Below are 18,037 nucleotides of genomic sequence, written 5' to 3'. Positions count from 1 at the left end.
GTGCGCGACTGCGTGGTGGCCGTGGTGTGCGACCGTGCACCGTGACCAGGTGTGCGACCGCGCACCGCGACCGCCAGGTCGCGTCGTGGCCGGGGCGGTCGGGCCGCGGCTGCGGGCCGGCCGGCAGGCCGCGGGGCTTGTCGCGACCGCAAGGTCGCGGCTGCGCAACTGTCCGCGGAGGTGGCAGGAAGGCCGCCAAGGCCTGACCGGTGGCTGAACGGGAGCGGCGGCCGTGCCCACGACGGACCGGAGCAGGCAGCACGTCGAACGAATCGACCTGTCACCATCCGCCCGAACCCAGACGCCCCAGACCGAACGAGAGCACCTCGGGGTCGACGCGAACCCATCACGGCCGAGACAAAAGCGCCGCCGGGCCGAGCGGAGGCGCCACGAACCCGCACGGCAGCGCCACAAACCGACACGGCAGCGCCACGAACCGACACGGCAGCGCCACGAACCCGCACGGCAGCGCCGCGGGTCGGGTCGGAGCTGCCCGCGGTCAGACCCAGGCGCGCGGGTCGGCGACCAGGTCGCGCACGCGCTCAGGCAGTTCGCCGGTGACGACGTCCTCGATGGTGACCGTCTCGAGGATCAGCCGTTCGTTGGCGCGCAGGGCGATCCACACGTCCTGCAGCGAGGACGCGGCGCCGTGGTAGCCGAGGTCCTCGGGGCGTTGGCCGCGGACGTTGGCGAGGGGACCGTCGATCACGCGGATGATCTCGGCGAGGCTGATGTCGGCGGCGGGCCGGGCCAGCCGGTAGCCGCCCTCCGGGCCGCGCTGGGCGACGACGACGCCGCCGCGGCGCAGCTGGAGCAGGATGCTTTCGAGGAACTTCGGTGGGATCTGCTGGGCGGACGCCAGGCGGTCGGCGGTCACCAGCTTGCCGTCACCGGCCGATGCCGCCAGCTCCGCCACCGCGCGGAGGGCGTAGTCGACCCGGGCTGAAAGGCGCATGACTCATCCTCCCACGCGTCGCAACAGGCCCTCTTGCACAGCCGTCGCTATGTGTCGCCCATCGCGGGTGAACATGCGGCCGGTCGCCAGGCCGCGCGCGTCGGAGGCGGAGGGGCTGACCGAGTCGTAGAGGAACCACTCGTCGGCGCGGAAGCCGCGGTGGAACCACAGGGCGTGGTCGAGGCTGGCGCCGACGAAACCGCCGGGGCCCCAGACGGCGCCGTGGACGGCGAGGACCGAGTCGAGGAGGGTGAGGTCCGAGGCGAACGTGAGCGCGCACGCGTGGACGAGAGGGTCGTCGGGCAGCTTGCCGTCGATGCGCATCCAGACCCGCTGGGTCGGCGACGCGGGCCGGTCGCCGGGGCGGACCCAGCCGGGCTCACCGACGTACCGGACGTCGATCGGGCGCGGGATCATCGACCAGATGCCGGCCCGCTCCGGATACTTGGCCAGCCGCTCCGCCATCGTCGGGACGTCCTCCGGCGGGGGGATGTCCGCCGGGGCGGCCTCGTGGTGGTCCAGGCCGTCCTCGGGGACGTGGAACGACGCCGACATGAAGAAGATGACCTTGCCGTGCTGCTGCGCGACGGACCGGCGGACCGAGAAGGAGCGCCCGTCGCGGATGTTCTCCACGGCGTACGTGATCGGCACCGTCGGGTCGCCGGGCCGGACGAAGTACCCGTGCAGCGAGTGCACCTGGCGCTCCGGGTCGACGGTGCGGCCGGCGGCGACGAGCGCCTGGCCGGCGACCTGCCCGCCGAAGACGCGCTGGGGGCCGACCGGCGGGCTGATGCCCAGGAACCGGTCGCCCCCCAGCGCTTCAAGATCAAGGAGTCGGACGAGGGCGTCTACCGCCGCCTGTCCACTTGCGAGCTCGTCCACTCCTGCAATCTAGAGGTAATCACTCGCTGTGTTCGTGTGACAGTGCTCCCAAAGTGTGGACGCGGAGCGTGTTGGTCGAGCCGGGCGTCCCGGGCGGGGAGCCCGCGACGATGACGACGTCGTCGCCGGCGCTCAGCCACGGCAGTCCGACCATGGCGAGGTCGACCTGCTGGAACATCTCATCGGTGTGCTGCACGAACGGCACGTCGAACGTCTGCACGCCCCACGACAGGGCCAGCTGGTTGCGGACCGTCGGCTCGGGCGTGAACGCGAGCAGCGGCAGCTCGCAGTGCAGGCGGGCGAGGCGGCGGACCGTGTCGCCGGTCTGCGAGAAGGCGACGAGCGCCTTCGCGCCGATGTTGCGGGCGATGTTGGAGGCGGCCGAGGTGAGCGCGCCACCGCGGGTGCGGGGGTCGTGCTGCAGGCGCGGCACCGACAGCGAACCGCCCTCGGTGGTCGCGATGATCCGGGCCATCGTGGAGACGGTCAGGATCGGATACCGCCCGACGCTGGTCTCGCCGGAGAGCATGACGGCGTCGGCGCCGTCGAGCACGGCGTTGGCGACGTCGGACGCCTCGGCGCGGGTCGGGCGGGCGTTCTCGATCATGGAGTCGAGCATCTGCGTGGCGACGATGACCGGCTTCGCCGACTCGCGGCACAGCTGGACGGCCCGCTTCTGCACGAGCGGCACCTGCTCGAGCGGCATCTCGACGCCGAGGTCGCCGCGGGCGACCATGACGCCGTCGAACGCCGCGACGATCTGCTCGAGGGCGGCGACCGCCTCCGGCTTCTCGACCTTGGCGATGACCGGGCGGTGCACCCGCTCCTCGTCCATGATCTCGTGGACGAGCTTGATGTCGTCGGGCGAACGCACGAACGACAACGCGATCCAGTCGGCGCCGAGCTGCAGCGCGAACCGGAGGTCCTCGGCGTCCTTCTCGGACATCGCGGGCACGCTCACCGCGACGTTCGGCAGCGAGACACCCTTGTTGTTGGAGACCATGCCGCCCTCGGTGACGAGGACGGAGATGTCGTTTCCTTCGACTCCGGTGACCTCGACGGCGACCTTGCCGTCGTCGATCAGTAGCCGGTCGCCGGCTTTCACTTCCTGCGGCAGCTTCGTGTACGTGCACGACACCCGGTCGGCGGTGCCGACGATGTCGTCGCTGGTGATGACGGCCGTGTCACCGGTGCGCCACTCGTGCGGCCCGTTGGCGAAGCGACCGAGCCGGATCTTGGGACCCTGGAGGTCGGCGAGGATGCCAACGGAACGGCCGGCGGCAGCGGCGGCCTCACGGACGAGAGCGAACACCGCGGCGTGATCCGAATGGTCGCCGTGGCTGAAGTTGAGCCGCGCGACGTCCATCCCGGCGTCGACGAGGCCGCGAATCCGCTCGGGCGACGATGTGGCGGGTCCGAGCGTACAGACGATTTTTGCGCGTCGAGTCACACCCTGAGGCTAGCCCCTCCGCGCCGTGACGATTCGGCCGACCCAGGGTGGCGCCATCAGTTGAGACGGTGTCCACCGGCCGTTTCCCTCATAATCGTGCGATGTCATCCAGCCCAGCCGCGGGCGGTCAGTGGCGCCTGCCGATGCGCACTCGCGACACCCGCGAGCCGCACCGCGTCGCGACGCCGCTCGAGCTGCTGTTCGACCTGTGTTTCGTGGTCGCCATCGCGCTCACGGCACAGCTGCTGCACCACGCGATCACCGACGGTGACGTGACACATGGGATCGTGGCGTACCTGACGGTGTTCTTCTCCGTGTGGTGGGCCTGGATGAACTTCACCTGGTTCGCTTCGGCGTACGACACCGACGACGTCGCGTACCGGCTGACCACTCTCGTGCAGATCGCCGGGGTCCTCGTCCTGGCCGCCGGGGTCACCGACGCGTTCCACGGCCACTTCGGCACGGTCACCGTCGGCTACGTGATCATGCGCGCCGCCCTGGTCACCCAGTGGCTGCGGGCCTCGTCCGGTGACGTCGCGAGCCACCGCACCGCCCGCCGGATGGCCATCGGGGTCTCCGCCTGCATGGTCGGCTGGGGCCTGATCCTGCTCACCCACGGCACCCCGCACCTGGTGCTGTTCCTCGTCATGATCGCCGCCGAGCTGGCGGTGCCACCATGGGCGGAGCGAGTCCACCCGACGCCGTGGCACCCGCACCACATCGCCGAGCGCTACGGCCTGCTGTTCATCATCGTCCTCGGCGAGATCGTGCTGTCCACGACGCTCGCCGTGCAGGCCGGCTTCGTGCAGGACCGGTTGTGGTGGGTGGCCGCGAGCGGCCTGGCGATCGTGTTCGCGTTCTGGTGGCTGTACTTCGACCAGCCGGCCCATGAGCTCCTGGTGGACAACCGGCACGCGTTCGTGTGGGGCTACGGGCACTACGTCGTCTTCGGGTCCGCGGCCGCGGTCGGGGCGGGGATCGCCGTCATCGTGGACCGCCCCGACCTGTCCGGTGCCCCCGTCACCATTCCGGTGGCGCTGCTGCTGATGGCGCTGTGGGTCCTGCACCTGCGCCCTCGCACCTGGCTCGAACCGGCCGCGGCGGCCCTGGTCCTCGCCGCGACCTTCGTCGGCCCGTCGCTGATCGTGACTGCGGGGATTCTGTCGGTACTGGTGGCAGCCCGCCTCGTGGTCACCCGCCGGCGGCCCGCTGCCGGCTAGCGCTTCTGGCCGGTCAGGGCTTCTGGCCGGTCAGGGCTTCTGGCCGGTCAGGGCTTCTGGCCGGTCAGGGCTTCTGGCCGGTTAGCGCTGGGTCCATTCCGGCTGCGGCAACGGTGTCGTCGGCGACCGGCCTTCGGTGCTGCGTTCGCCGCCGGTGAACGCCTCCGCCCGGGCCCGCCCGTCGACGCTGTGACTGAACACCCGGGCGTCGCTGTCCGCCGTGTGCGTCTGCCCGGTCAGCGTCGCGTGCAGCGGCATCGCGGACGTCACCTCGGCCCGCGTCCGCGGCAGCGACGACGGGTGCGCGTCCCGCAGCCACGTCACCATGTGCTCCCGGATGAAGCACCGCAGGTCCCACAGTTTCGGCGCGTCGGTCGCGCTGACGAGCGCCCGCAGCCGCATCGCGTTGCCGGTCGCCTCGACGACCTGCAGCACCGACACCCGCCCGTCCCACAGGTCCGTCGACTCCAGCGCCCGCCGCAGCTCCTCCCGCGCCTCCGGCACCGGCAGCCACCAGTCGACGTCGAGCATCACGTCCCCGAGCAGCGCCGCCTCGTTCCGGGTCCAGTTCTGGAACGGCTTCTCCGTGAAGTACGACGTCGGCAGGATCAGCCGCCGGTCATCCCACACGTGCACGACCACGTAGGACAACGTGATCTCCTGGATGCGCCCCCACTCCTCCTCGACGATGACCACGTCCCCGAGCCGCACCGCGTCACTGAACGCCAGCTGCAACCCCGCGAACAGGTTCCGCAGCAGGCTCTGCGCCGCCAGACCAGCGATGATGCCGACGAACCCAGCACTGGCGATCACGCTCGTGCCCAGTATCCTGGCCTGCGGAAACGTCATCAGCATGACCCCAGCGGCCAGCACCGCGACCGTCGCGACCGTCACCCGCCGGATCATTACGACCTGCGTGTGCACCCGCCGCGCCTGCCGGTTGTCCGGCACGTCCGTCCTGAACCGCGCCAGCGCCGCGTCCTCCGCCACCACCAGCAACGCCGCGACGAGCCACGCCACCGCCCCGATGATGATGAGCTGCTCCACGTGCAGGAACGTGTGCCGCCAGTCCGCCTCGTCCGCCGTGTCCCGGATCGTGAAGTACACCGCCGACAGCACCACCACCCACTGCGTCGGCCGATGCGCCCTGTTCGCCAGCTCGGTCAACAACGCCGACCGCCGCCCCGCCCGCAGCAGCATCACATGCACCGTCTGCACCAGCAACAACGCGACAAGCGCGGCCCCGAGCGCAATGCCGAGCGGCTCCAGCGTGTCGATGAGCGTGTCTCGCATTCGGCGCTAGGTACCCGCGCCCCCTGGCCTCCTAACGTGTCCTGCGTCGCAGCCACCAGACCGCAACCGCACCAACCACCCCAACCCCCACCACCACCCACCCGACGCCCACTCCCCCGGTACCGCGCCCCTTCCCCGCACCCCCAGGACTCGCGCCGACGGTGGGTGCCGGCCCGGGAAGCTCCGCGGTGAGGGCAGCGACGGGGTTGACGATGCCGTACCCGTATTCGTCGTCCCGCCCCGGCTTCCCCCGATCAGTGGCGGTGGCAGTCAATCGTCGGATCACCTCGACGGCGGAGAGGTCGGGGAACTTCGCCCGCACCAACGCCACCACCCCAGCCACAATCGCCGTCGAATTACTCGTGCCCTCACCTGAGACGTACTTGCCGAACGCACCGGTCGAAACAATGTCAACCGCTGGCGCAGCCAGCACAACCTCCGGCCCAGTTGCCGAAACCGCTGCGTGGTCACCGTTCTTGTCAGTCCCGGCAACCGCCAAAACACCTGGCAACTTCGCAGGAAAACCCACCTGCTTGTTCTTCGGAGCATTGCCAACCCCCGCGACGACGATCACATCCGCCCTGATCGCAGCCGCAACCGCATCCCTCACCTCGGGATACTCGGTAGTGACAGCTGCAACGCAGATGACCTTCGCGCCTTTCGAAACCGCCCAGGTGATACCCGCTGCCAAGTTTGTCGGAGATCCGCCGAACTCGCTGTGAATTGTCTGCGCTGGCAGGATGGTAGCTCTCGGCGCGACACCGAGCACCCCAGCACCATTCGGAAGGCCGCGACCGGCTATGAGGCCAGCCATTGCCGTGCCATGCCCGTCTGTATCGTCCTTTCCGTCGCCAGACGCGCCCTCGCCGAATTCCTTTCCTTCGACGACAGCGCCAGCAAGTTCACCGTGGCGGTCGTCGACTCCAGTATCGGTGACAGCGACGAGCACTCCGTCGCCCATGCTCAACTCCTGTGCCCGTGACACCCCAAGCGACGCCAGGTGCCACTGCCGTTCGCGAATGACGTCCGCGGACGCCGCAACTGGCAGCATCTGCACCGAAACGACTGTCGCCGCCACGGCCAAGGTGATTGAACTGGGGGCGTGCCTCAACGATCAAGTCCGATTACGCCGGGGCCTGGGTCGTGAGCACGTGCGGGCTGCAATGCTTCAAGCAAGGGCCTCACGCCTTGATTCACCGTCCACTGCTCGCCATGCTCGTTGCGCCGCTCACGGCGACGTGAGACGTACTCCTCGAACGAGCGGTCCTGATATCCGCTGGCGCCGGCAATCGGGCGGCCGGTTGAAGGTGCAGGGCGCGGCGTTGCGAGAGGCGTCTGCGTTAGGCGGCCACGCGCCGCACTGCCTGACGACGCCATCGGCGGACCACCGATCACACTGCCTGGCGTACCTCGCATGGCCCCCGCGCCGACGCCCCGAACCACCTCATCCGTCCCGGTCACGTTTGTTGCACTTGAAGGTCTGACACCGAGAACTCGACCGATGCCGCCAATCGACTCCTGATACCCGAGCGGCGATACGCCGCCCGCCTGAACAGCTCCGAGGTCACCAATCCGTGAGCCGATGGAGTTGGTCCCGAGCTGTCCCTCTGCCAGCACGACTTCATCGCCGACAACGTCGTCGAACACAGGCGCAGGTGAGTCGAATCGCGGCGGCGAGAATTCGATCTGGCGCGCAGCGCCACTCTTCGTGCCACTGTTTCCGGCGGTTCCGCCGGTCGGGTTGTTCCCACCGGTCGCAGGTGGCACGTCGGTCTGCAAACTGATCCGAGCGTAGCCGGGAAGCGCCACTGTAAACTTCGAGGTCGCATCGCGCACCGTCACGTCAGCCGCCATGAGAACTCGACGAGCTTCTTGATCCAACATCTTCTGCGCCTGCCGACCAATACGCGGGTCGGGCAATGATTGCGCCTTGGCGTACCGCTCAACCAACGGCGCGAGTTGCTCGCGAGCGCGGTTGATGGCGTCAGTAACCAGGTCCGCGCCGCCGCGCACTTCCGCAGCGCCCAACGCGGTCACCGTCAACGCTTCAATCATGTCGTTGAGTCGCTGAATGAACATCTTGGCCGCTTCGCTTTTCTCTGGCGGCCATGCCTCGGCGAGTTGGTCTCGCAAAACTCGGAGCCGGTCGCGTTGCGTCTCCAAGGCGGTCTGTTGGCGGCGCAAGGTCGCCAGGTGCAGGTGGGCATCCGCGGCGTCGTCGGCGGCGACCATCTCCCACAGCTCCGGCAACCGCCACCGCCGGTACGACTCCGCCATCAGGCCGACCTGCCCGTCTTCGGGTCATGCTGAGCAGCCCAGATCGCGTTGTCCACCTTCGTCGACGCGACCGCCAGCCGCGTCTTGAACTGGTCGCCGCTCAACATGTCCGCCTGCGCGTAAGCCGCCACCACCTCCTCAGCGGCCTGCACGAACACGGCACCGTTGTGGACGAACGCGTCCATCAGGTCCAGCAGTTCGATGAGCTTCCGGTGGTACAACGTCGCCGCCGCCTGAACGTCCGGGCTGGCTGTACGGGTGCCGAACGACGGCGTGTCGACGAACGTGCGCAGGATCTGGTCATGCTCGGGTGACAGGTGTGCGGTCAGGTCGGCGTGGAGCCCGGCACCGAACGAACGGACCGCTTCCAGGTCGACCGTGAAACCCTGATGATCACTCACCGCGTCCTCCCCGCCACGATGTGCAATAGACAGACGTGACGGTACCGCAAGTTCGAAGCGCCGTGACGCCCGGAATTGCACCAACCGCGAAGCGTGACGAAGGCTACCGGGACTGTCGGCGACGCCATGCCAGCAACCCGGCGAAAGCGACCACTGTCCCGCCGCCGACCAGGGCCCAGACCATCGGGCCCGGCGCGAATACATTCTGCCGTTCTGCGCGATCCGATGGAGGAGACGAGGCGGTCACGGGCGGCCCGATCGACGCCGTCAACGCCGCGACGGGGTTGACGATGCCGTACCCGTACTCGTCATCCCGCCCCGGCTTCCCCCGATCAGTGGCGGTGGCAGTGAGCCGCCGGATCACCTCGACGGCGGAGAGGTCGGGGAACTTCGCCCGCACCAACGCCACCACCCCAGCCACAATCGCCGTCGAATTGCTCGTCCCCTCGCCGGTGACGTAGGTCCCGAACGCCCCTGTGGACACCACGTCCACCGCGGGCGCCGACAGTGCTATCTCTGGCCCGGCGACAGAGATCCGCGCATGATTCCCGTCCTTGTCCGTTCCCCCGACGGCCAGCACCCCGGGCAACTTGGCCGGAAACGCGACCTGCCTGGCCTGCGGCGCGTTTCCGGCGCCTGCGACGACCACGACGTCTGCGGCGATCGCCGCAGCGACCGCTGCCGTCACCTCCGGATACTCGCTCGTGCCCGCCGCCACGCAGATGACCTTCGCGCCACGGCCGACCGCCCAGGTGATGCCTTCGGCCAGGTCGATCGGCGACCCACCGAATTCGCTGTGCAGCGTCTGCACAGGCAGGATGGTTGCCTTCGGTGCGACACCGAGAACGCCGCCGCCTTCCGGAAGGCCACGTCCTGCGATAAGGCCTGCCATCGCCGTGCCGTGCCCGTCTGTGTCGCTCCTCCCGTCGCCGGTCGGCTGCTCGCCGAACTCCTTGCCAGGCAGCACCGCGCCGGCCAACTCGCCGTGACGGTCATCGACGCCGGTGTCGGCGACTGCGACGATGACGCCGGCCCCTTGCGTGATCTGCTGGGCCTGCGCGATCTGCAACGCGTCGAGGTGCCACTGCCTGTCCCGGATGCCGTCCGCGCTGGCGGCGCAAGGAGTCCAGATGATCGCAGCCGACAACGTTGCGGCAGCGAGGACCGTTGGACGAGTCAGGTTCAACGGTCGATTCCGATGACGCCTGGTCCTGGATCATCGGCACGGACCGGTGGGACGTCGATCAGCGGTCGCACGCCCTGCTGCACCGACCACGGTTCGTCGCTGCCTTCCCGCGCGGCGCGCCGACGGTTCGCATGGACTCCGAACGAACGGTCGCGATAGCCGGTGGCACCACCCGTTCCCCGCGCAGCCGTCGCACCAACTCCTGGCGTGCTGATCGCAGGCCTGGCACCTGACCCTCCACCGCCGATCACGCCGCGCATATCCACGGCGACGTTCGCTCCAGCCGAGCCGGGCGGAGCGACGCCACCCGGGACCAGGATTCGTCCCGGGCCCAGCACGGAGCGGTCGGCGGCACCGCCGATGGACCCGGCCGGGTCCATCGCAAGCCCGATTGAGGGCACCGGGCGCGCGGTGTCCAGGTCACCAGCGGCCAGCCCGAACTCCGCGTTCGGTGACTGGGCTGCGGGCTCCGGCGGATCGAAGCGCGGCACCGGAACGAGACCGCGCCGACCGGAACTTCCACCGGAGTTACCACCCGTGGGATCGCCGCCGCCGACCGGTGCCGCCACGGTGGTCTGCATGCTGAACCGCTCATATGCGGGCAGTTGGACGTTCAGTGCCGCCGCAGGGTCGACCACCGCCGCGTCGGCCGTCATGAGAATGCGGCGAGCGCGCTCGTCCAGGAGCTTCCGCGCTTGCTTACCCACCCGCTGGTCGGGCAGGTCCGCCGTCCGCTGGTACTGCTCGATCAGCGGCGCCAACTCCGTGCGAGCCTGGTCGAGTGCCTCGACGATGAGACTCACCCGGCTGCGCACTTCGGCTGCGCCGCTCGCAGTCAGGGACATCGCGCGGATCATGTCGTTGATGCGTTGGATGAAGGCGGTGGCCGCTTCGCTCTTCTCCGGGGGCCAGGCCTGAGCGAGCTGGTCCCGCAGTGTTCGCAGGCGGTCGCGCTGAGCTTCCAAAGCGGTCTGCTGGCGGCGCAGGGTGGTCACGTGCAGGTGGGCGTCGGTGGCGTTGTCGGCGGCGAGCATCTGCCAGAGTTCCGGTAGCCGCCATCGGCGATACGATTCGTGATCACTCATCGCGTCCTCCCCGCCACGATGTGCAATTGACAGTCGTCACGGTACCGCAGGTTCAGCCGTGGTAGGTGGAGGGCATGTCGCAGGCGTCGAGGCTCTGCTCGTAGCCGTCGAAGAAGGCGCCGGTGCGTTCGGCGGCTGAGCCGTGGGCGCCTTCCTTGAACCAGGGTTCGCCCTCGGGGTCGGCGACGGAGAAGAGGCCGGACTTGAGTTCGTCGAGGTCGCCGTCTTCGAGGGTGAAGTCGCCGACCTTGATGGAGTCGCCGATGTAGGCGCCGGCGAAGCAGTCGGCCTGCAGTTCCTGGTAGATGGTGAACTGGTAGTTGATGCCGAGGCGTTGCTGGATGGCGTGGCCGTACTCGTGGCCCAGGAGGTAGAAGACGAACGCGTCGCCGAGTTTCTGGTAGACGTCTTCGGACCAGTTGACGTCGTACGCGATGAAGTCACCGACGGGGCAGTAGGCGGCGTTCTGGGTCGGGATCGGCTGGGTGCCGCACATGACCTCGCCGTCGATGCGGTAGGGCACGATCCGCGACACGGGCCGGAAGCCGACGATGCGGGCGCTCCAGTACCGCTCGACGACCCGCAACGCGATGCTGACGTCGCTGGCGAAGGTCGAGTCGGATGGTGCGGCCGCGTGGGCGGAGGCGGAGGGACCCGAATACGAGGGCGACGACCACGAAGGAGGGGACGAGGTGCGCGGCGTGGGGGTCGGCGCGGCCGGGATGGTGGGCGCCCAGAACGGTGGAGGGTCGGCCGCGTGCGCCGCGTTCGAGGGCACGAGCCACACCGTGAGAACGAGCGACGCGAGCAACGGGAGGCGTTTCATGGCCGAGGGGTACCCGGGGAGCGGCCCCGCAAGAGAGCCGCTCCCGATTCGCAACTCTAGGCGGTGAGGGCGACCGCGGACGGTTCGACCGGTGCGGGCAGGGCGCCGTCGCCGCCGAGGTAGGCGTGGATCGACGCGGCGGCCGAACGGCCCTCGGCGATCGCCCAGACGATGAGTGACGCGCCCCGGTGCATGTCGCCGGCGACGAAGACGCCCGGCGCCGACGTCTGCCAGTCGGCGTCGGTGTCGACGCCGCCGCGGCGGTTGCGGGTCAGGCCGAGGTTCGTGAGCAGCGGCCCGGGTTCGGTGCCTTCGAAGCCGATGGCGAGCAGGACGAGCTCGGCGGGGTAGAGCCGCTCGGTGCCGGGGATCTCGGCGACGACCCGGCGGCCGTCCACTTTGGACACGGTGACCTCGGCGATGCGCACGCCGGTGAGGTCGCCGTCGTCGTTGCCCTCGAAGGCGGTGACGGCGACGGCGAACGCGCGCTCGCCGCCTTCCTCGTGGGCCGGGTAGTCACGCAGGATCCACGGCCACGTCGGCCACGGGTCGCGGGCCTCGTCGCGGGAGGCGGGCGGGACCGGGTACTGGTCCAGTTGCAGCACCGACGCGGCGCCCTGCCGGTGGGCGACGCCGAGGCAGTCGGCCGCCGTGTCACCGCCACCGATGATGATGACGTTCTTCCCGTGAGCGGAGATCGACGCGGAGGGCACCCGGCCAGCGACGACCCGGTTGGACTCGACGAGATGCTCCATCGCCAGGTGTACGCCCGACAAGGCGCGCCCTGGCGTCGTCGGCACGTCGCGGGCCTGCAACGCACCGCAGGCGAGCAGCAGCGCGTCGTGGCGCGCCCGCAGGTCGGAGACCGAGACGGAGACGCCGACGTTGATGCCGGTCTCGAAGCGGACGCCCTCGCCGCGCAGCTGGTCCAGGCGCAGGTCGATGTGCCCCTTCTCCAGCTTGAAGTCGGGGATGCCGTATCGCAGGAGGCCGCCGAGGGCGTCGTCGCGCTCGTACACCACGACGTCGTGACCGGCGCGGGCCAGTTGCTGCGCGGCGGCGAGGCCGGCGGGGCCGGAGCCGACGACGCCGACGCTCTTGCCGGTCCGCTCGGGTGCGGGGCGGGCGGTGACCCGGCCCGCGGCCACGGCCCGGTTGATGATCTCGACCTCGACCTGCTTGATCGTGACGGGCTTGCCGCCGGCGATCGACAGGACGCACGCGGCCTCGCACGGTGCGGGGCACAGCCGCCCGGTGAACTCCGGGAAGTTGTTGGTCGCGTGCAGGGCCTCGATCGCGAAGTCCCAGTTGCCGGTGCGGACCAGGTCGTTCCAGTCGGGGATGCGGTTGCCGAGCGGGCAGCCGTCGTGGCAGAACGGGATGCCACAGTCCATGCAACGGCTGGCCTGCTCGGCGATCAGTTCGTCGGACGCGGGTGGGTACACCTCGCGCCAGTCACGCAGCCGGACCGGGACGGGACGCCGAGCGGGCAACCGCCGCTCGTAGCGCAGGAAACCGTTCGGGTCAGGCACGTGCAACCTCCATGACAGCCGCGTCGACATCGCGGCCGGCAGCCTCGGCGGCCCGCATAACCTCCATGACGTGCCGGTAGTCGCGCGGCACGACCTCAGTGAACGAAAGAACCGATTCGTCCCAGTTCTCCAGCATACGTGCGGCGACCGCGGAACCGGTCTCGGCCAGGTGCTGCTCGACCAGCGCGCGCAGCGTGGCCGGGGACGACACCGGCTCCAGGTCCACCAGCTCGGTGTTGACGAGCGTGCGGTCCAGGTTCCAGACGTACGCGGCACCGCCGGACATGCCCGCGGCGAAGTTCCGGCCGGTGGGGCCGAGCACGACGACGGTGCCGCCGGTCATGTACTCGCAGCCGTGGTCACCGACGCCCTCGACGACGGCGACGGCGCCGGAGTTGCGCACCGCGAACCGCTCCCCCGCCTTGCCGCGCATGAACAGGGTGCCGCCGGTGGCGCCGTACAGGGCCGTGTTGCCGCCGATGATCTGCTCCTCGGCGACGAACGGGGCCGCCGGGTCGGGGCGCACGACGAGCCGGCCGCCGGACAGGCCCTTGCCGACGTAGTCGTTGGCGTCGCCGACGAGCCGGAGGGTGACACCGTGAGGGACCCAGGCGCCGAAGGACTGCCCCGCGGTGCCGTGCAACGTAACGTCCACCGTGTTGTCGGGCAGGCCCGCGCCGCCGACCCGGCGGACGATCTCGCCGCCGAGCATCGCCCCGACGGACCGGTGCTCGTTGCGGACGTCGATCTCCAGCTTGATCGCGGTGCCCTCGTCGAGGGCGGACGTGACCGCGGCGATGAGCTGGTTGTCCAGCGACCGCTCGAGGCGGTGGTCCTGCTTGGTGGTCTGGCGCCGCGCGGCGTCGTCGGCGAGGGGAGGAACGTGCAGCAACGGGGTCAGGTCGAGACCGCCGGCCTTCCAGTGGTCGACGGCCGAGCGGACGTCGAGCAGCTCGGTGTGCCCGATCATCTCGTCCAGGGTGCGGAAGCCCAGCTCGGCGAGGTAGCCGCGGACCTCCTCGGCGAGGAACCAGAAGAAGTTCTCGACGAACTCGGGCGTGCCGGTGAACTTCTTGCGCAGCGCCGGGTTCTGCGTGGCGATGCCGACCGGGCAGGTGTCCAGGTGGCAGACCCGCATCATGATGCAGCCGGACACGATGAGCGGCGAGGTCGCGAAGCCGAACTCCTCGGCGCCGAGCAGCGCCGCGATGACGACGTCCCGGCCGGTCTTGAGCTGCCCGTCGACCTGGACGCTGACCCGGTCACGCAGCCCCGACAGCAGCAGCGTCTGCTGGGTCTCGGCGAGGCCGAGCTCCCACGGGACACCCGCGTGCTTGAGCGAGTTCAGCGGCGAGGCACCCGTGCCACCGTCGTGACCGGAGATGAGGATGACGTCGGCCTTGGTCTTCGCCACACCGGCGGCGACGGTGCCGACGCCGACCTCGGAGACCAGCTTCACGTGGATGCGGGCCGCCGGGTTGACGTTCTTCAGGTCGAAGACCAGCTGCGCGAGGTCCTCGATGGAGTAGATGTCGTGGTGCGGCGGCGGGGAGATCAGCCCGACGCCGGGGGTGGCGTGGCGGGTCTTGGCGATCCACGGCCACACCTTGTTGCCGGGCAGCTGGCCGCCCTCGCCGGGCTTGGCGCCCTGCGCCATCTTGATCTGCAGGTCGTCGGCGTTGACCAGGTATTCGGTGGTCACGCCGAAGCGCCCGCTGGCGATCTGCTTGATGGCCGAGCGCCGCCGCGGGTCGTGCAGCCGCTCGGGGTCCTCGCCGCCCTCGCCGGTGTTGGACTTGCCGCCGATGTTGTTCATCGCGATCGCGAGGGTCTCGTGCGCCTCCATGGAGATGGAGCCGTACGACATCGCACCGGTCGCGAACCGCTTCACGATCTCGGTGGCCGGCTCGACCTCGTCGATCGGCACCGCGGCGCGGACCCCGGTGCGCAGCTCGAAGAGCCCACGCAGCGACCCGGCCTGCCCGGCGAGCTCGTCGACCTTCGCGGTGTAGCGCTGGAAGACGTCGTACTGCTTGGAGCGGGTCGCGTGCTGGAGCAGGAAGACCGTCTCCGGGTTGAACAGGTGCAGCTCACCCTCGCGGCGCCACTGGTACTCGCCGCCGACCTCGAGCCGCCGGTGCGCCCGCTCGGCCTCGTTGGCCGGGTACGCCCGCGCGTGGCGGGCGGCGATCTCGGCGTGGACCTCGGCCAGGCCGATGCCGCCGATCTTGCTGGGCGTGCCGGTGAAGTACCGCTCGACCAGGCGCGGGTCCAGCCCGACGGCCTCGAAGACCTGGGCGCCGCAGTAGGAGCTGACGGTCGAGATGCCCATCTTCGACATGATCTTCAGGACGCCCTTGCCGAGCGCCTTGACGTAGTTGTAGACCGCCTTCTCCGGGTCGACGCCGGGCAGCCCGCCGGTGGCGATGAGGTCCTCGGCGCTCTCGAAGGCGAGGTACGGGTTGACCGCGGACGCGCCGAAGCCGGACAGCAGCGCCACGTGGTGCACCTCGCGGCAGTCGCCGGACTCGACCACGAGGGACACCTGCGTGCGGGTCTGCTCGCGGACCAGGTGCTGGTGCACGGCTGCGGTGAGCAGCAGCGACGGGATCGGCGCCAGGTCGACGGTCGAGTCACGGTCGGACAGGACCAGGACCCGCACGCCGTCCTCGATCGCCTCGGACACGCCGCGCATGATCTCCACGAGCCGGCGCTTGAGCCCGGTCGCGCCGTCACGGATCGGGTACAGGCCGGAGACGCGCACGGCCTTGAAGCCGGGCAGGTCGCCGTCGTCGTCGATGTGCAGCAGCTTGGCGAGGTCGTCGTTGTCGATGACCGGATACGGCAGGGCGATCTGCCGGCAGGACGCGGGGCCCGGCTTGAGCAGGTTGGCCTCGGGGCCGATGGTGGCGGCGACGCTGGTGACGATCTCCTCGCGGATGGCGTCCAGCGGCGGGTTCGTCACCTGCGCGAAGAGCTGGGTGAAGTAGTCGTACATGAGCCGCGGGCGGGTCGAGAGCACGGCGACGGGGGTGTCGGTGCCCATGGAACCCAGGGGCTCGGCACCGGCCCGCGCCATCGGCCCGATGAGGATCTTGAGCTCTTCCTCGGTGTAGCCGAAGGTCTGCTGGCGGCGCTGCACGGAGTCGTGCGTGTAGACGATGTGCTCCCGCTCGGGCAGCTGCTCGAGGTCCATGAGCCCGGCGTGCAGCCAGTCCTCGTAGGGCTCGGCCTGCGCCAGCTCGGACTTGATCTCGTCGTCGGTGCGGATCCGGCCGGCGGCGGTGTCGACGAGCAGCATCTTGCCGGGTGCCGAGCGACCCTTCGCCACGATCGTCGCCGGGTCGAGGTCGAGCACGCCGGCCTCGCTGGCGAGCACGACGAGCCCGTCGGCGGTCTGCCACCAGCGGCCGGGGCGCAGCCCGTTGCGGTCCAGGACCGCGCCGACGACGGTGCCGTCGGTGAAGGCGACGCTCGCCGGGCCGTCCCACGGCTCCATGAGGCACGCGTGGAAGCGGTAGAACGCCCGCCGCAGCGGGTCCATCCGCGGGTCGTTCTCCCACGCCTCGGGGATCATCATGAGCACCGCGTGCGGCAGGCTCCGGCCGGCCAGGTGCAGCAGCTCGAGCACCTCGTCGAAGTTGGCCGAGTCCGACGCCTCCGGCGTGCAGATCGGGAACAGCCGGCGGATGTTGCCCGGCAGGTTCTCGGTCGCCAGCAGCGCCTCGCGGGCGGCCATCCAGTTCCGGTTGCCGCGGATCGTGTTGATCTCGCCGTTGTGGGCGATCAGCCGGTACGGGTGGGAAAGCTCCCACGACGGGAACGTGTTCGTCGAGAAGCGCGAGTGGACCAGGGCGATCGCCGAGGTGACGCGCTCGTCGGACAGGTCGGGGAAGAACGACACGACCTGGTCGGGGGTGAGCATGCCCTTGTACGTGATGGTGCGCGAGGACAGCGACGGCAGGTAGAGCTGGATGCCGCGTTCGCGGGTCTCCCGCTCGGTCTGCTTGCGCACGCAGTAGACGACCCGGTCCAGGTCCAGGTCCGACAGCACGCTGCCGGACTGCACGCTGCCGGACGAGCCGAGCTTCTCGGCGGCGATGAAGACCTGCTTGATGCGGGGCATCGCGGCGAGCGCGGTCGCGCCGAGGTCCGTCGGGTCGGTCGGCACGTCGCGCCAGCCGAGCACGTGAGCGCCCTCGACGAGGGCGTACTTCTCCAGCACGCGCATCGCGCGCTGGGCCGCCTCGTCGTCGTTGGGCAGGAACGCCAGGCCGGTCGCGTAGGAGCCGGCGGGCGGGAGGTCCTCGATGCCGGCGGCCTCCCTGAGGAAGGCGTCCGGGATCTGGATCATGATGCCGGCCCCGTCGCCGGTGTTGGGCTCGGCGCCGCGGGCGCCCCGGTGGTCCATGCGCAGCAGCGCGGACAACCCCTTGTGCACGACGTCATGGGACCGCCGGCCGTGGATATCCGCCACGAACGCCACCCCACAGGCGTCGTGTTCAAAGGCAGGGTCATACAGACCCTGCGGCTGCGGTCCGGGGTAACCCATCGGGCCTCCTGACGTCATCGATTGCGAGTCGGGACAACGTCGGCCCAAAAACAGTCTACGGAGCAGTCTTGCCAGTGTACGCGAAGATTCGGGCGCGATCCTCATGTGCTTTCGCCGCCCGCGTTGTCCGCCGCCCTGTGCGTTGCCGACCAACGTACCGCCTGCACCGCCGCCCGACCTACAACGGGAGATCGTGACAAATCCCACGAGCCCCAGCTAGGGGGCACTGCGGGGGCACTGCGGGGGCACTGCGGGGGCACCTCAGGACACTGCGGCGTCGCCGCGGGGGCACCGCGGGGGCACTGCGGGGGCGGCGCGGGGGCACCGCCGGGATCACTGTAAGGGTCCCTGCGGGGTCGCCGCAGGAGTCACCGCAGT

General features: G+C 69.9%; 13 protein-coding genes. 1 reads left to right on the top strand and 12 read right to left on the bottom strand.

Annotation, left to right across the window (positions count from 1 at the left end; genetic code table 11):
- Nucleotides 1–499: 499 nt before the first annotated feature.
- The 3 genes from Dsi01nite_RS36745 to pyk are packed head-to-tail and all read right to left on the bottom strand — an operon-like array spanning nt 500 to nt 3,287.
- Nucleotides 500–955 carry an RrF2 family transcriptional regulator gene (locus Dsi01nite_RS36745; protein ID WP_203850980.1) on the bottom strand — a complete coding sequence of 152 codons (456 nt, stop codon included), beginning with the start codon at nt 953–955 and terminating at the stop codon, nt 500–502.
- Nucleotides 956–958: 3 nt separating this feature from the next.
- Entirely contained in the window at nt 959–1,837 is an 879-nt protein-coding gene (locus Dsi01nite_RS36740; RefSeq protein ID WP_203850979.1) for an acyl-CoA thioesterase, read from the bottom strand.
- A gap of 19 nt (nt 1,838–1,856) precedes the next feature.
- Nucleotides 1,857–3,287, bottom strand: coding sequence for a pyruvate kinase (gene pyk, locus Dsi01nite_RS36735; protein ID WP_203850978.1), 1,431 nt, complete (start codon nt 3,285–3,287; stop codon nt 1,857–1,859).
- A 101-nt stretch (nt 3,288–3,388) separates the two neighbouring features.
- Between pyk and Dsi01nite_RS36730 the strand changes: the two genes are divergently transcribed.
- Nucleotides 3,389–4,507 carry a low temperature requirement protein A gene (locus Dsi01nite_RS36730; RefSeq protein WP_239136428.1) on the top strand — a complete coding sequence of 373 codons (1,119 nt, stop codon included), beginning with the start codon at nt 3,389–3,391 and terminating at the stop codon, nt 4,505–4,507.
- Nucleotides 4,508–4,588: 81 nt separating this feature from the next.
- Here the strand turns inward: Dsi01nite_RS36730 and Dsi01nite_RS36725 are convergent, their stop codons facing one another.
- From Dsi01nite_RS36725 to gltB, 9 genes are read right to left on the bottom strand one after another with little or no spacing between them, the layout of a single operon-like run.
- Nucleotides 4,589–5,800 carry a mechanosensitive ion channel family protein gene (locus Dsi01nite_RS36725; protein WP_203850977.1) on the bottom strand — a complete coding sequence of 404 codons (1,212 nt, stop codon included), beginning with the start codon at nt 5,798–5,800 and terminating at the stop codon, nt 4,589–4,591.
- A 31-nt stretch (nt 5,801–5,831) separates the two neighbouring features.
- The gene (locus Dsi01nite_RS36720; RefSeq protein ID WP_239136430.1) at nt 5,832–6,851 is read right to left on the bottom strand and encodes a S8 family serine peptidase; all 1,020 of its coding nucleotides are present in this window, start codon (nt 6,849–6,851) and stop codon (nt 5,832–5,834) included.
- 56 nt (nt 6,852–6,907) lie between these two features.
- Complete coding sequence (locus tag Dsi01nite_RS36715) at nt 6,908–8,077, bottom strand: hypothetical protein (protein WP_203850975.1); 1,170 nt, start codon at nt 8,075–8,077, stop codon at nt 6,908–6,910.
- Nucleotides 8,077–8,562, bottom strand: a complete 486-nt coding sequence (locus Dsi01nite_RS36710) for a hypothetical protein (protein ID WP_203850974.1) — start codon at nt 8,560–8,562, stop codon at nt 8,077–8,079. Before Dsi01nite_RS36710 ends, Dsi01nite_RS36715 begins: the two co-directional genes overlap by 1 nt.
- A gap of 19 nt (nt 8,563–8,581) precedes the next feature.
- The gene (locus Dsi01nite_RS36705) at nt 8,582–9,664 is read right to left on the bottom strand and encodes a S8 family serine peptidase (protein WP_203850973.1); all 1,083 of its coding nucleotides are present in this window, start codon (nt 9,662–9,664) and stop codon (nt 8,582–8,584) included.
- Nucleotides 9,661–10,749, bottom strand: a complete 1,089-nt coding sequence (locus Dsi01nite_RS36700) for a hypothetical protein (RefSeq protein ID WP_203850972.1) — start codon at nt 10,747–10,749, stop codon at nt 9,661–9,663. Before Dsi01nite_RS36700 ends, Dsi01nite_RS36705 begins: the two co-directional genes overlap by 4 nt.
- A gap of 52 nt (nt 10,750–10,801) precedes the next feature.
- A complete protein-coding gene (locus Dsi01nite_RS36695) occupies nt 10,802–11,575 on the bottom strand; it encodes a neutral zinc metallopeptidase (RefSeq protein WP_203850971.1) in 774 nt (257 codons plus the stop codon).
- Nucleotides 11,576–11,631: 56 nt separating this feature from the next.
- Nucleotides 11,632–13,107, bottom strand: a complete 1,476-nt coding sequence (locus Dsi01nite_RS36690) for a glutamate synthase subunit beta (protein WP_203850970.1) — start codon at nt 13,105–13,107, stop codon at nt 11,632–11,634.
- Nucleotides 13,100–17,677 (bottom strand): glutamate synthase large subunit, encoded by a 4,578-nt coding sequence (gene gltB / locus Dsi01nite_RS36685; protein WP_203850969.1) that lies wholly within the window; start codon nt 17,675–17,677, stop codon nt 13,100–13,102. Before gltB ends, Dsi01nite_RS36690 begins: the two co-directional genes overlap by 8 nt.
- Nucleotides 17,678–18,037 lie beyond the last annotated feature (360 nt).

Origin of the sequence: Dactylosporangium siamense (assembly GCF_016862795.1) — a bacterium.
Lineage (GTDB): Bacteria > Actinomycetota > Actinomycetes > Mycobacteriales > Micromonosporaceae > Dactylosporangium > Dactylosporangium siamense.
Note: the sequence above shows the minus strand (reverse complement) of the source record. Positions and strands in the feature narration are given on the sequence as shown.